General features: G+C 41.4%; 13 protein-coding genes, 1 other RNA gene and 3 pseudogenes. 11 read left to right on the forward strand and 6 right to left on the reverse strand.

The features are described from left to right. The first annotated feature begins 246 nt into the window (after window positions 1-246). Window positions 247-930 carry a uracil-DNA glycosylase gene (gene ung, locus AC2A06_RS11070; protein WP_484380297.1) on the forward strand — a complete coding sequence of 228 codons (684 nt, stop codon included), beginning with the start codon at window positions 247-249 and terminating at the stop codon, window positions 928-930. 75 nt (window positions 931-1,005) lie between these two features. Here the strand turns inward: ung and grpE are convergent, their stop codons facing one another. Beyond that, the gene (gene grpE, locus AC2A06_RS11075; RefSeq protein WP_023489119.1) at window positions 1,006-1,590 is read right to left on the reverse strand and encodes a nucleotide exchange factor GrpE; all 585 of its coding nucleotides are present in this window, start codon (window positions 1,588-1,590) and stop codon (window positions 1,006-1,008) included. Window positions 1,591-1,714: 124 nt separating this feature from the next. Here grpE and nadK point away from each other — a divergent pair, with 124 nt between their 5' ends. The 3 genes from nadK to bamE all read left to right on the forward strand — a co-directional run bounded on the left by nadK (window position 1,715) and on the right by bamE (window position 4,799). Continuing rightward, window positions 1,715-2,593, forward strand: coding sequence for an NAD(+) kinase (nadK, locus tag AC2A06_RS11080; protein ID WP_023489118.1), 879 nt, complete (start codon window positions 1,715-1,717; stop codon window positions 2,591-2,593). A 102-nt stretch (window positions 2,594-2,695) separates the two neighbouring features. After that, entirely contained in the window at window positions 2,696-4,357 is a 1,662-nt protein-coding gene (recN, locus tag AC2A06_RS11085) for a DNA repair protein RecN (protein WP_484380298.1), read from the forward strand. Window positions 4,358-4,460: 103 nt separating this feature from the next. Then, entirely contained in the window at window positions 4,461-4,799 is a 339-nt protein-coding gene (gene bamE / locus AC2A06_RS11090; protein WP_473197125.1) for an outer membrane protein assembly factor BamE, read from the forward strand. Window positions 4,800-4,886: 87 nt separating this feature from the next. On the opposite strand, the gene AC2A06_RS11095 is transcribed toward bamE, so the two are convergent. Then, the gene (locus AC2A06_RS11095; RefSeq protein ID WP_023492395.1) at window positions 4,887-5,180 is read right to left on the reverse strand and encodes an RnfH family protein; all 294 of its coding nucleotides are present in this window, start codon (window positions 5,178-5,180) and stop codon (window positions 4,887-4,889) included. Then, on the reverse strand, window positions 5,173-5,607 hold the full coding sequence (locus AC2A06_RS11100) for a type II toxin-antitoxin system RatA family toxin (RefSeq protein WP_473197123.1): 435 nt from the start codon (window positions 5,605-5,607) through the stop codon (window positions 5,173-5,175). Before AC2A06_RS11100 ends, AC2A06_RS11095 begins: the two co-directional genes overlap by 8 nt. A 159-nt stretch (window positions 5,608-5,766) precedes the next feature. Between AC2A06_RS11100 and smpB the strand changes: the two genes are divergently transcribed. The 7 genes and pseudogenes from smpB to AC2A06_RS11135 all read left to right on the forward strand — a co-directional run bounded on the left by smpB (window position 5,767) and on the right by AC2A06_RS11135 (window position 11,746). Beyond that, the gene (smpB, locus tag AC2A06_RS11105; RefSeq protein WP_023492393.1) at window positions 5,767-6,249 is read left to right on the forward strand and encodes an SsrA-binding protein SmpB; all 483 of its coding nucleotides are present in this window, start codon (window positions 5,767-5,769) and stop codon (window positions 6,247-6,249) included. A gap of 49 nt (window positions 6,250-6,298) precedes the next feature. Then, window positions 6,299-6,661: a transfer-messenger RNA gene (ssrA, locus tag AC2A06_RS11110) on the forward strand. A gap of 179 nt (window positions 6,662-6,840) precedes the next feature. Beyond that, window positions 6,841-7,440: pseudogene (locus AC2A06_RS11115) on the forward strand (integrase arm-type DNA-binding domain-containing protein); the annotation flags it as partial. 66 nt (window positions 7,441-7,506) lie between these two features. Continuing rightward, window positions 7,507-8,070 (forward strand): annotated as a pseudogene (locus AC2A06_RS11120) (tyrosine-type recombinase/integrase); the annotation flags it as partial. A gap of 213 nt (window positions 8,071-8,283) precedes the next feature. Next, on the forward strand, window positions 8,284-9,483 hold the full coding sequence (locus AC2A06_RS11125; protein WP_484380299.1) for a hypothetical protein: 1,200 nt from the start codon (window positions 8,284-8,286) through the stop codon (window positions 9,481-9,483). Beyond that, on the forward strand, window positions 9,480-9,926 hold the full coding sequence (locus AC2A06_RS11130) for a three component ABC system middle component (RefSeq protein ID WP_484380300.1): 447 nt from the start codon (window positions 9,480-9,482) through the stop codon (window positions 9,924-9,926). The genes AC2A06_RS11125 and AC2A06_RS11130 overlap by 4 nt, the downstream gene beginning before the upstream one ends. After that, window positions 9,926-11,746 carry a DUF3732 domain-containing protein gene (locus AC2A06_RS11135; RefSeq protein WP_484380301.1) on the forward strand — a complete coding sequence of 607 codons (1,821 nt, stop codon included), beginning with the start codon at window positions 9,926-9,928 and terminating at the stop codon, window positions 11,744-11,746. The genes AC2A06_RS11130 and AC2A06_RS11135 overlap by 1 nt, the downstream gene beginning before the upstream one ends. A 261-nt stretch (window positions 11,747-12,007) precedes the next feature. Here AC2A06_RS11135 and AC2A06_RS11140 read toward each other — a convergent pair whose 3' ends face one another. From AC2A06_RS11140 to AC2A06_RS11150, 3 genes and pseudogenes are all read right to left on the reverse strand, one after another. Continuing rightward, the gene (locus AC2A06_RS11140) at window positions 12,008-13,648 is read right to left on the reverse strand and encodes a DUF6119 family protein (protein ID WP_484380302.1); all 1,641 of its coding nucleotides are present in this window, start codon (window positions 13,646-13,648) and stop codon (window positions 12,008-12,010) included. Window positions 13,649-13,716: 68 nt separating this feature from the next. After that, complete coding sequence (gene hxsA, locus AC2A06_RS11145) at window positions 13,717-14,352, reverse strand: His-Xaa-Ser repeat protein HxsA (protein ID WP_484380303.1); 636 nt, start codon at window positions 14,350-14,352, stop codon at window positions 13,717-13,719. Continuing rightward, a pseudogene (locus AC2A06_RS11150) lies at window positions 14,349-14,781 on the reverse strand (His-Xaa-Ser system radical SAM maturase HxsC); the annotation flags it as partial. The pseudogene AC2A06_RS11150 and the gene hxsA, both read right to left, overlap by 4 nt.

Genomic DNA, 14,781 nt, shown 5'->3' on the forward strand with positions numbered 1-14,781 from the left:
GTGAGCGGCAAATTTATGTTTTATATCAATTTTACTCTTTTTTGCTTTTAAAATTATTTTTGTAAAATATCAAAAAAATTTGCATCACTCCTCATCTGGCAATCAAATCATCAACCTGCCAACTCACCAAAAAACCCCCTCCTCAGTAAGTTGAATCACGCCACGCAGAAAAGCCAGTTTCAGCCAATGAAAGTTAACGGTAAGCTATAGGCTATAATTCGTTAACGAAAACAAAGGAGAGTGTAGATGTCTACCCCCCTCACTTGGCATGACGTGATTGGCAAAGAGAAAGAGCAGCCCTATTTTCTTGAAACACTCGACTTTGTGGCCAACGAGCGCCAATCTGGTAAGACCATTTATCCACCACAGAAAGATGTGTTTAATGCTTTCCGTTTTACTGAGTTAGCAGATGTCAAAGTGGTGATCCTCGGCCAGGACCCTTACCACGGCCCCAATCAAGCGCACGGCTTGTCATTTTCTGTGCAGCCAGGTATTCCGGCACCGCCTTCATTAGTCAATATGTATAAGGAACTGATGACGGATATCCCCGGCTTCGAACGCCCCACACATGGTTGCCTGCAAAGCTGGGCAGAACAAGGCGTGTTGTTACTCAATACCGTATTAACAGTAGAAGCAGGACGTGCCCATTCTCATGCCAATTTAGGATGGGAAACTTTTACTGACCGGGTAATTGCCGCTTTAAATGAAAACCGCGAAGGGGTGGTATTTCTACTGTGGGGAGCACATGCGCAAAAGAAAGGAAATATTATCGACCGCCAACGCCATCATGTGTTGAAGGCACCCCATCCTTCGCCGCTTTCTGCTCACCGTGGCTTTTTGGGTTGCCACCACTTCTCGCAGACCAACCAGTTGCTGCAACAGCAAGGTTTGACGCCCATTGATTGGGTACCGGTTCTGCCGCAGGCATAATCGTAAACTCGAAAAAAATGGCACTAGCAACTGACTAAAAAGGCACCTTAAGGTGCCTTGATTTACTAAACCAGATCAAGACTTGGCTTTGGAAACCGCAACCATCGCCGGGCGCAGCAGACGGCCATTCAGCGTATAACCTTTCTGCATTACCATCATCACGTGATTCGGTTGGTGGTCCGCAGATTCCAGCAGGGTCATTGCCTGATGGACATCCGGGTTGAATGGCACATTGATGTCACCCACCACTTCGATGCCGTACTTGCGTACTGCGTCCAACATGGATTTGAGTGTCAACTCAATCCCTTCGATCATCGGCACCAGCTCGGCATTATTTTTATCTGCCAGTTCCAATGCACGCTCCAGGCTGTCGATCACTGGCAACAAGTCACCTGAAAACTTCTCCAGGGCGAATTTGTGCGCCTTCTCGACATCGAGTTCACTACGACGGCGGATATTTTCCATCTCAGCCTTGGCACGTAGCAGACTTTCACGCTCATGTTGATGGGCTTCGGCCAATTGGGTTTCCAATTCAGCAATACGTTCAGCGCGTAGATCAACACCTTCCATCATATCCAGCATGGTTTCATCGTGTTGTGCTTGCTGTTCCATTTCGTCCGAAACTTGCTCGTTTGGCGTTTTCTGTTCTTTACTACTCATGAATATCTCCGCGTTTTAGCATTAATCCCGCAACTTCGTTTATTATGGGGATCAAAAATGGGCTTTCAAGTCAACCAGTCACAATGTGGGACATAAACAACCCCAGGTGAGGAAAAGCACCGCCATGAATAAAAAATTTACCTGTATTGGCATTGTTGGACATCCGCGTCACCCTTCTGCTCTGGCAACCCACGAGATGCTATTTCAATGGTTAACCTCGTTAGGCTACCCGGTGATGATTGAAAGCCAGATTGCGCAGGATCTCAAGCTGAAAAATGCGGTAACTGGCAGCTTGGCGGATATTGGGCAACACGCCGACCTTGCCGTGGTGGTTGGCGGGGATGGCAATATGCTGGGGGCCGCACGGGTCTTGGCACGTTATGACATCAAAGTGATTGGGGTTAACCGGGGGAATCTCGGCTTCCTGACCGATCTTGATCCTGATAATGCGCTCCAGCAACTGGCCGACGTGCTAGAAGGCGAATATATCGACGAACAACGTTTTCTGCTGGAAGCTATCGTTCATAAAGATCACCAGCAATGCCGCATCAGCACCGCCATTAACGAAGTGGTGCTACACCCCGGCAAAGTTGCCCATATGATCGAATTCGAAGTTTACATTGATGACCGCTTTGCTTTCTCGCAACGTTCCGATGGCCTGATTATCGCCACGCCAACCGGTTCTACTGCCTATTCGCTTTCTGCGGGGGGGCCAATATTAACCCCGTCGTTAGAAGCCATTGCGCTGGTTCCCATGTTCCCGCATACCCTTTCTGCACGGCCATTGGTCATTAATGGCAACAGCACCATCAGGCTAAAATTTTCCCATACCGGTAGTGACCTGGAAATCAGTTGTGACAGCCAGATAGCCCTGCCGATTCAGGAGAGCGAAGAAGTATTAATCCGCCGCAGTGATTTCCACCTGAATTTGATTCACCCAAAGGATTACAACTACTTCAATACCCTGAGCACCAAACTGGGCTGGTCAAAAAAATTGTTCTAAAAAATAATTGTTCTAAAAAATGCTCGGGCCTCTTTACTGTATATAAAACCAGTTTATACTGTATGAAATCACAGTTGTGAATTTATACACGGGAGAGGCCCTATGTTAGCCCAATTGACCATCAACAATTTTGCTATCGTTCGCGAACTGGAAATCGACTTCCAATCGGGTATGACCGCTATCACCGGTGAAACTGGTGCCGGTAAATCAATTGCCATTGATGCATTAGGTCTCTGCCTGGGTAACCGTGCTGACGGTAACGTTGTCCGCCAGGGGGCGGCTCGTGCCGATATCTGCGCACGTTTTTCGTTGGCTGACACCCCCTCGGCCCGTGAATGGCTGGAACAAAATCAACTGGATGACAGCAATGAGTGCCTATTACGCCGCGTAATCAGTGCGGATGGGCGCTCACGTGGCTTTATTAATGGCACTGCGGTGCCGCTCTCGCAATTGCGCGATCTCGGCCAGCACCTGATCCAGATCCACGGTCAACATGCTCACCAATTGCTATTGAAACCTGAACACCAAAAGCTGTTGTTGGATGCCTATGCCAGTGAACCTGAGCTACTGGCCTCCATGCGCCAGGCTTACCAACAATGGCACCAAAGCTGCCGCGAACTGGCACACCATCAACAGCAGTCCATTGAACGTGATGCGCGCATACAACTGCTGCAGTATCAGTTGAAAGAGCTGAATGAGTTTGCCCCGCAAGGCGGTGAGTTTGAACAGATCGATACCGAATATAAACGCCTGGCCAACAGTGGCCAGTTATTGACCCTCAGCCAGCAAGCGCTGCAACTGTTGGCTGATGATGATGAGCATAATATGCTCAGCCAACTCCACAGCACCAAGCATCTGTTAGCTGAACTGACCAGCATGGACGATAAATTAAGCGGTTTGCTCAACATGCTGGAAGAAGCCTCAATTCAAATCAGCGAAGCCAGCGACGAGTTACGCCATTATGCCGACAGCATGGACCTTGACCCCAACCGGCTACATGAACTTGAACAGCGCCTTTCCCAGCAAATGAGCCTGGCACGCAAACACCATGTCTCTCCAGAAGAGTTGCCCAATCTGCATCAGCAACTGTTGGCAGAGCAACAACAACTGGCACAACAGGAAAGCTGCCATCAACAACTCAGCCAGGCCGTCAGCCTGCATCATCAGCACGCATTGGATCTGGCTCAGCAACTGCATCAGAAACGCCAGCACTATGCCACTGAACTGAACCAGTTGATTACCGAAAGCATGAACACGCTCTCTATGCCGCACGGTCAATTCAATATTGAGGTCAATTTTGAACCTGAATACCTGGGTAGCGAAGGGGCAAGCCGTATTGAGTTCTTTGTCTCTACCAACCCTGGGCAACCACTGCAAGCTCTGGCAAAAGTCGCCTCGGGCGGTGAGCTTTCCCGTATTGCGCTGGCAATCCAGGTGATTACGGCACGTAAAATGGAAACCCCAGCGTTGATATTCGATGAAGTTGATGTGGGGATCAGTGGTCCCACTGCGGCGATCGTTGGCCGCCTGTTACGTCAGCTAGGGGAATCGACTCAAGTGATGTGTGTCACACACTTGCCGCAGGTTGCCGGTTGTGGTCATCAACATTTCTTTGTCAGCAAACAAACAGACGGTACCGAGACCGAAACACAGATGTTGCAACTGGATAAACGGGCCCGGTTACAAGAGCTGGCACGCCTGCTGGGGGGGAGTGAAGTCACCAAAAATACCTTGGCAAATGCAAAAGAACTGCTGGCCGCATAACTTTTTTACGTTTCCGAGGTCATATAGAAGCCCTGTAAAGGTTTCCAACTGCTGCAAGGTCTATTATCATCAGTAACCTATGCCCTAAAGGAATGTGATTACTATGCGTTGTAAAATGCTGACAGCTGCCGCTGTAGTTCTTGTGATGCTGACTGCAGGCTGTTCTACTTTTCAAAAGTTGGTCTATCGGCCTGATATCAACCAGGGTAACTACCTGACACCAGCCTCTGTGGCAAAAATCCACAAGGGGATGACACAACAACAGGTTGCTTACACATTGGGCACACCAATGGTACAGGATCCGTTTGGTACCCAAACGTGGTTCTACGTGTTCCGTCAACACCCTAGCCATGAGCCAGTAACTCAGAAAACGCTGACACTGACCTTCGATAGCGCGGGTATCTTGACGGATATACAGAACAAGCCAGCGTTGGCTAAATAAGCAAGAGTGCGTTGTCTCTATTCGTATCGGGACAACACCGAGAGCACACAGTCTGAAGATAAAGATAAGGCACAGCCGTGCCTTGTCTTATTTTTTTGCTTTTTCGGCTTTTTCAGCCCGTTGGCGGCGTAATTCTTTCGGGTCGGCAAGCAAAGGGCGATAAATCTCCACCCGATCACCCTCATTAAGTACATCCTGCAATTTGGCGGGTCGACTATAAATGCCCACTTTATTGCTGGCTAGATCGATATCATGGCGTAATTCCAACAGCCCTGAAGCCTGAATGGCCTGTTCAACCGTAGCCCCTGCTGGCAACGTAACCTGGCGCAGATACTGGCGTTCTGGCAATGCATAAACCACTTCAACGCATATTTCAGACACGATAGACCTCTTTGGCACGCTGAGTGAACGCCTGCACCATATTCCCCGTCAGCTCCTTGAACACCTTACCAAAGGCCAGCTCAACCAACTTATTGGTGAACTCAAAATCGAGATGCAACTCAACTTTACACGCTTCTGGGCTTAATGCGGTGAACTGCCAGCCCCCCATCAGCTTACGGAATGGACCATCAACCAATTGCATATTAATGCGTTGATTATCCAACAAAGTATTACGTGTAGTGAACGTCTTACTAATACCCGCCTTTGCAACCTCAACTGCAGCCGTCATCTCATTAGGGGAAGCAGCAATCACCCGGCTGCCGACACAACCTGGCAGAAATTCGGGGTAAGAAGAGACATCATTAACCAACTGGTACATCTGCTCGGCACTAAAAGGCACCAATGCAGAGCGACTGATCTGAGGCATATCATTTCCTGTAAGGCACAAAACGTGCGAATAGTACCATTTATCTGCGGCCAGACAAAAATCTGCTACCATTTGAGGCGTTCAAAAAAGAAGAAATAGCGCAGGTACAGAGCGTTAAGGGATTTCTTTCGTGGTTTCATCCAGTATAATGAGCAGACTATGACAAAGAAAAAAGCCCACAAACCCGGTTCCGCAACTATTGCGCAGAACAAGCGAGCACGTTTCGAGTACTCCATTGAAGAAGAGATCGAGGCGGGCTTGTCGCTGCAAGGTTGGGAAGTAAAATCACTACGTGCTGGCAAAGCTAACATCAGCGATAGCTATGTGATATTTCGTAACGGTGAAGCCTATCTATTCGGTGCCACCATTTCCCCACTGAATGTCGCATCAACTCATGTGGTCTGCGATCCAACACGTTCCCGAAAACTGTTACTGAAAAAGCGTGAGCTAGATTCGTTAATTGGCCGCGTTACCCGTGACGGGTATACCGTTGTTGCCCTCTCCATGTATTGGAAAAATGCCTGGAGCAAAGTAAAAATTGGTGTAGCCAAGGGTAAAAAAGAACACGATAAGCGCGATGATATTAAAGATCGTGAATGGCAGACGGCGAAAGCCCGTATCATGAAGCATGCCAATCGTTAAGTCTCTGGCTTAACAGGATAGATTTCTGATATACTGCTCACAGTTACTTGGGGCTGATTCTGGATTCGACGGGATTTGCGAAGCCCAAGGAGCATGCCGAGGGGCGGTTTGCCTCGTAAAAAGCCGCAAAAAAATAGTCGCAAACGACGAAAACTACGCACTAGCAGCTTAATACCCTGCCTAGAGCCCTCTCTCCCTAGCTTCCGCTCTTAAGACGGGGATCAAGAGAGGTCAAACCCAAAAGAGATCGTGTGGAGACCTTGCCTGGGGTTGAAGCACTAAATCTAATCAGGCTAGTTTGTTAGTGGCGTGTCCATCCGCAGCTGACCGGCGAATGTAAAGATTGACTAAGCATGTAGTGCCGACGGTGTAGTAATTTCGGACGGGGGTTCAAATCCCCCCAGCTCCACCACATAATGATCCGGGTATCACCAGATAAGCCCGGAGAAGTACGAAAAGCCCGCATGGTGTAAGCCTTGCGGGCTTTTTTGTGTCTAATGAAGTATATATACGGGGAATTGCTAGAAGCTACTCGTTATGGCACCCTTTTGTGGACCCAATGCAAAAGGTCCACAAACTGAGGAGCTAAAAATGGCAAAGCTCGCTAAGAAACTCACTGATACTGAAATCAAAAACACCAAGCCAGCAGACAAAAAATTAACTTGATTGACGGTGATGGCTTGATTCTGCGAATCGCTCGCCCTAGCAAAGGGAGGGAACAAAAGTTGGTATTTCAGGTATGCAGTACCAGTGAGCAAGAAAAGAACCAAAATGAGCCTTGGGACATATCCTCACCTTACCCTTGCAAGAGCCAGAACCTTACGAGATGAATATCTCTCCTTTCTGGCAAATGGTGTTGATCCCCAAGTCCATAACAACGATAAGGCGAAGGCATTAAAGAGTGCTACTGAGCACACCCTCCAAGCCTTAGCGTGGAAATGGTTAGATGAGAAGGTAAAGAACTCAGGTATCTCACAAGACCATGCAGCAGACATCTGGCGCAGCTTAGAGAGAAATGTCTTTCCTGGTCTGGGTAATGTCCCTATCAATGAGATCCGACCTAAGCTCTTAAAACAACACCTTGATCCTATTGAGCAACGAGACGTATTGGAAACTCTACGCCGCATCATTTCCCGTCTGAATGAAATCTTCCGGTGGGCTGCCACTGAAGAACTTATTGAGTTCAACCCGGCTGACAACCTTGGCCAAAGATTCAGTAAACCAAAAAAGCAAAATATGCCTGCCCTTCCCCCAAGCGAATTGCCAAAGTTTATGGAATCTTTGACGAATGCGTCAATCCGGTTGGAAACACGTATGCTAATTGAATGGCAATTGTTGACATGGGTTCGTCCGGGTGAAGCCGTTCGCGCAAGGTGGTCTGATATTGATACAACCAACAGCATTTGGAACATTCCTGCTGATTTCATGAAAATGAAAAAGCCTCACAAAGTTCCTTTGAGTAAAGAAGCTTTGCGCATCCTTGAATTAATGAAATCAATAAGTGGGCATAGAGAATGGGTTTTCCCCAGCATTAAAGCGCCGCTTAATCATATGCATGAACAAACCGCCAATGCAGCTATCATCCGAATGGGGTTTGGAGGTGAGCTTGTAGCTCACGGTATGCGCTCTATTGCAAAAACAGCGGCAGAAGAGTCCGGTAAGTTCAGATCTGAAGTTCTTGAGGCAGCACTTGCTCACTCTAAAAAAGATGAAATTATCGCAGCATACAATCGTGCAGAATATCTGATAGAGCGACAGAATTTGATGCAATGGTGGAGTGATTACGTTCAAACTCAGAGAGCTAAAGCTATCGCTGCTTGACTGATAGAGGGGATTAGCAAGAAGGTTAGGGATAGCTTGAAATGCCCGTATGCTTACGGATGCCCGTAGCTAAGCCATTCTCCTGGATGGAAAGCATACATGTACATAAAACCAGTATAAAAAACATAAAGTTATATAACTAAACTTTGATACGTGTGCTTCCATATGTTTTTAGTGTTTGCTATGGTGAACAAACAATATTGATGTTTTTTTATGCTTTCATTGCTTGTTTCCTTAGTGGGCTATCATATGGATTTTTTTGAAAAAACTAATGCCGATAAAAATTCAATAGGTTTTACCTATCAAGATTACGTTGCTTTAAAACATGCCTTAGAGCTTAAACCAGAAGAACACATTGGAATTGAAGTTTATGATGATCTCCATCTTGAGAGCATCGAAGGGCATAAAACCTTTATCCAAGTTAAACATTCAATCAACAAGTCTAATATAACCAATAAAGACATAGATTTATGGAAAACATTATATAACTGGTCAGAGGCGATAAAAACCATAAGCGACAAAAGCATTAACCTTATTTTTTACACTAACAAAGGTCTTACCTTAGAGCCTGGTATCGTGCAACTTTTGACTAACGACACTAAGGACATTGAAAAAATAAAAGATGAAATAGAAAAGATTGAACAAGATCATAAAAATAAGTCAGATGACCTCTATAAGTATATTTCTATCATAAACTCACTCGATAGCAATTCTTCTAAACGTTTATTTAGTAGTATAATTTTTCAACATAGCGAAGATGGGATCATCCGCCAAATAAAAACATTACTAAAAACATTAGCAATCCCTGATGATAAAATAGATGATGCTTTTAATTATATTTCAGGTGCTTTTTTTAAACATAAATATGATTTGGTTAAAAATCACACCAAAATAAATATAAGTTATGATGATTTTCGAAATAATTTTGGAATAGATAGGATTATTCAAATTTCAAGAAATTGTATAAATAATTTCGACCAATACTACGATTTTGAATCTGCATACCCTACTAACGTTGAATCAAAGATCTCTTACAAACAACTCAAAGATTTGGATTTGAATAGCGATTCAATCGTAAAATATATAAATGAAATGGCCAAAACAGAAGCTTTCATTCAAAAATTGCAAAGCTCTGGAGATTTAACAACTCAAGAAGAAAGACTAATATATCAAAAAGCGCTTGATGAATGGCAATCACGTCATTCAGCAACGTATATACGAAGCCGTTTTACAGAAATAAATGAAGATCATCTTAATAAAGCCTTCTCTGTCTATACTGAATTGACAGGAAACTGTAATATTGTGTTGGATAAAAATCAATTACCTAAATCTATGACTACAGGAACGTTCTTGCTCCTTTCAGATAAGCCCAAAATAGGATGGCTTCAAAACTGGGAGTCAGTCTATAAATGAAAATATATAACAATGAGCTTTTGGGTATATTCTCTTTGCAAGAGGTGTTATCAATAGCATCAAATATTGAAATAAGCAATGCAATGCTAATTTTACCAATTATATTTCATAAAAAAAGCTTAGATTACCTTGCCCACAAGAGAACCAATACACTATCTTTTCAAGATCTACTATTAACCAAGCCCGAAATAATAGTGTCCATAAATAAAAGATTCTATAATTTTCTTCCATCCTCAGTTAATTGTGTTTCATTGTGCCTTGAAAATGGAATAGCTGAATTAGACCACGGTAAATTAGCATTTAAAAACAAGTTAATATTAGATAATGCGATCCCGTTTATTGGCAAAAGAGCCGTAAAAATACAGGCAGCATCTATAAATGTTGCACGTTTACTATTAGAAGAACCACACAATATATATGACATTTGTGGAGTTAGATTATAATGCAGATTACCAATATTTTAATATGGCAAATTGATTCAACCTTGAGGAATTTAGAACTTGAGGAAAATAAGGTAAATGTAATAACAGGTGATTCTGGCAAAGGAAAATCCTCAATACTGGCTATCGTTGATTATTGCCTTTTATCCTCATCATCTGATGGTATATCAAAAACAAATGTCGATAATTTTGTAAATTGGTATGGGATTAGATTAAGTATTAACGGTAAATATTTCACTATTTGTAGAAAAGCGACACACTTTGAAGAAGATGATCTAGTTTACTTTGACAAAAATGGAGACATTCCACAAATCCCTATTAACAATATCAAAAAGGATGTTTTAAAGGAACATCTGAATTATGAGTTTGGTATTAATAGTTCTCTAAAAATCCCTTATGGTGGTAGATTCATACAACAAGGGTCAAAAGTATCCTATAGATATTTTATCCCGCATTGCTTTATAGATCAAACAACACTAACCTCTTCAGAACATCTTTATTCGAAAATCTCTGATTTAAAGACAAGAGAGCGTATTGACCGAACCTTTGACATGGCTCTTGGCAGTGAAAACGCCGAAACTATGATAATGAGAACGCGGTTAGAAGAATTACACAGGAATCTTGCTCGTATCGAATATAAACAGTCGGCTAGCAAAGACTCTTATTTCAATTTCGAAAGTGAAATAGAATCACTATACGACAGGGCTTATTATTTTGGTTTAATAAGAGAAAACAGCAAGAATGAACCAACTGTAAGTGATAAATTTGAAATTTTGAGAGCGATAGTTAATTACAGGGATATAAACGAAATCCCAGCAATTAATGAAAAAACAAAAATCGAAAAAGAAATTTTCCTCTTAAAAAAAGAACTGACAGACATTAATGAATATATAGAAACAAATACTGAATATAAGAAGTTTTTAAAAGACAACCAAGACTCTCTTTTAATAGCCAAATATCTAGATGATAATTATAGCAGCATATTATATACAAAAAACATCTATTCAATCATTAAATCTTTATTGAACCAAAGCTCAGAGATAAAAAAGGCTATAGCCGAAAAAGGACAAAACTCACTCATATCAAAAACAAATGCTAAGAGAAAAGAGTTAGAACTTAAAATATCATCCTTGAGTAAAAAACTCGCAACTGTTAGTGATGAAAAGATTACACCACTCGAACTTTATCGGTTCATGGGCGAACTCAGTTCTGAAATTAAACGGATAGTTGTTCTCCCTAAATATGATTATACTGATACTATAGAAAAGATAACTACTAAAATTGATGAGTTAGAAAGCAAGATAACAGATAATAATGCCTTTAAAGAATATACATTGAGTTTACTGAACGGAAAAATAAAGGAAATATTCACACGGATGCCTTTAAAAGGATTTGAGGATGCAACTCCGATATTCAACAAGGCAAAAAAAATACTTGATTTGATAAATAAAAATCAAGTTGAAAAAATGATAGATATTGGAAGTGCTTCTAACTATATGTATGTACATGTAGCTTATTTCCTTGCACTTCACGAATTGGTAAGAGATAGAAAAGTACCGTGGGTTCCACGATTCTTAGTCATTGACCAGCCCAGCACTCCATATTTTAGTACTGCTGGTAAAAAAACTGATGACTTTGCAAGTCTTGATGCAGCCCTAAATGAAATTAATTCTTTTGTTGAGAAAATGCGGTCTCATGGTGGTTTCCAAATAATACTGTTAGAGCATATTGAAGAGTCTTATTGGCTTGACAGAGAAATGACGAACTTTACTCTTGTTGATAATGAATTAAGAGGCAATTATGGTTTAATTCATTTCAAATAAAATCGTACAGCGATTATGAGAGCACTATGATTGCATACATAGTGCCACAACTTATCAGCTACGGGTTTTATAACCAACATCCAGAGTAAATATTGAAAGTTCTTAAAGATGTTCAATAAACAATGGTGGTGTAAGTTTCACATAACACCACCACATAAGATTTTAAATTCATCAATACACTCAAATAATATTTATAATGTGGTAATTAGAATGTTCTTTTCTCTCCTGAAATTATTCGATAAGGAAACTCAATATTTTTAATCAACCGTTTTTTGGCTTTTTCTTTTCCTTTTTCTTTTTCTTTTTGGGTTTGTCGTGATGCGAATAATATATCTTTGGTTTCAAATTAAATCCTTCAACAACTTCCTTCCAAGTTTGAATCGCTAATAAAAATTGGATAGAATTGATGTCAATCAATTTTTTGGCTTTTGTAGTAGTTGAGATCCATAAAACCACATCAGTAATTTTCTCTTCAAATTTTACTACTCCTCTTACTATAGTTTGAATTGTAGTTTTTGACTGCTCAATATTATAAATTAGATCATGCGGTTTATCAGATATCTTTACAGCAATAATCTCTCCATTTTTATAAAGATCTGCAACTTCAACATTGTAGTCCTTACCATCATCACGTAAGGATGGTATTTTTTTGAGCTGGCGATCTAGAAGTATATAACCTTTCTCATCAGATATCTTTTCATTAAAATAGTACTCTCTATATTCTAATTTGTCTTTAGAAGTTCCTTCTTTGATTTGTTTTATTTTTTCAGCTTGCCATGCTTTGAAGTCGTCTTCCTTAAGAGCATCTTTAACCTCAAATTTTATACTGGCTAAAGAGGTAGACAAATACTTCATAAAGGCAGAGTTAAATCGACTCCACCCTCCCCTCTTAAGGAAGTAGTGCTCACTGCCATCGCTATAAGTAATACTCAATATTTCTTTTAGCGAGGCCGTATGACCACTGTTATTTTCATTAGTTATCTTAACAAAAACTCTATTGACATCCTTTATGTCGTTATTTTTTATAAATTGCTTTACATCTGTTATTTTTATATCATTAACTTTATCTGCTGATTGAAGATACTTTCCACTCCCCTCAATTTTTGTGTGCAATTTAAAAAATGTCAAAGAATTATTAATTACAATAGAGGCACCAAAAGATTGAATCTCATCTATAATAACATTTACATCATCTTTAATGATCGATTGAAGTAGATAATTATCAAGCTCATCTATCTTTGACTCGTCAGTGATTTTTTCCGACTTAGGAAATTCGATTTTCTCTTTGGTTGCCAACGAAGAATCAATATCATTGAAGACATCTACTAATGCAGTAGGAGCACCATCTAAACTTAGCTGAATTGAATCAGAAAAAGTTATATTATTACACCCCCACTTGTCAGTTTCTTTGGCTTTTGTTTTAAGATGTTCGATGGATTCGCCAGGAAAATATGATCCTTGCACAAACTGTGAGTATGACGATGCTTCCTGACTCTTTCCCCCACAAAAGAATCTACTTTTCTTGAGCAAAATATTTTCATCATTAGCTATACGCATTGCCACATTCAGCCCAAAGTCCGCTTCAATAAACTTGCTGAGATAAAAATGTGATTTACCAAGACTGATAAGATAGCAATTCTCAGGGTCCTTTTCTTTAAATCCTATTAGCAGGCCAAAATAGAATATATTATGAGGCTTTTCAATTTCTTCATTAAAGAAATCATTAAAAACATCCCACCACCATACTTCATTTCCTTTTAACTTATCAGAAAAATAAAATTTGAGTTGATAAGATTGATGTAGAATTGTTTTTTGTTCGACAAGCCCTTCTTTAATGATTTTTTTTGTCAATTCTGGAAGACTCTTATATGGCATTCTATATATGTTATAGCTGACTGACATTTAATCGCCTCTGAAATATATACTCATACAAGTTAATGTTAAAGTGAACAATTTTTAATATACTTAATTTATCGAGCTAAAATACTCAATGAATTTAACAACTGTGTATCCAAGGTTTCACTTGAAGGTACTGGTAGTCCGTTCGCAATGCGATAATTTTTTATTGACTGCCTTGTGGAAGGCCCCATTATGCCGTCAATATTCCCGTTGTAATAACCTTTGTCCAGCAAAGCGAATTGAACCCGCATGATTAAGCGCTTACGCTTCTCTGTACCAGAAGTCAGCCCATTACTTGCACGGTTAGCTTCTGTAGTTCCACCAGAATTCGTAGTAGTAGAGTTGTTATTGTCGTTAGAACGAAGCGAACGCACAGAGGAAGAGGACGATGAGGAACTTGTTCCTGAACTTGAAGACCCAGATGAGCTTGGTGAGCTGTATGTTTTTGGATAATAAGGAGTGCTGCCACCATAGTACCCGCCACCTGATGATGATCGGTGAGAACTATGGCTTCGATGGGAACTATGACTGCGATGCCCTGCAATGTAGAATGGAACTTCGGTGTTAAGTGGGGCTATCACTAAATCATGTTCATTAAGAGTCATACCAGGCAAATCATTTGCTCCTGTGGATGAATCACTTGCCCATACAGAATTATTGAGTGCCAAAAATCCCGGAAGTAGAGCAGCAAAATTAAATTTTTTCATAAAATTGGTCTCGGTGGTTGATGAAAACGGCCTGTTGAGGAACTGAAATAACCAGTACAGGAAGACTTCTGAGTGCATTCATCACATTCTTTAGGATAGTAATTTTTCCAATCAGAGATCGACTGAGCAGCAAGCTCCCAGGCTCTTTCAGGAAGATGACACAAAGGATAATTAAAAATTGTTAGAGGTATACCTGACCTGTGTGCAGCGTCGATGGCGGAGATTATTTTCTCACTATAACTGCTGTGCTCAATGAAGATTGTTGACCAGTTCTTTCGTGCCCAACCGATAGATTCCAGCCCCATAAGGGAAATCTGATTGATGTTGGAGAACACACGGCCAACGAACTCTACAATATCATCCAATTCTGTATAGTTAGCCAGTGTCGGAATAACTCTAAGTTCGATATTAATCCCTGAGTTTCCTGGT

The organism is Serratia sp. HNCC26DJ244, from assembly GCF_057180565.1.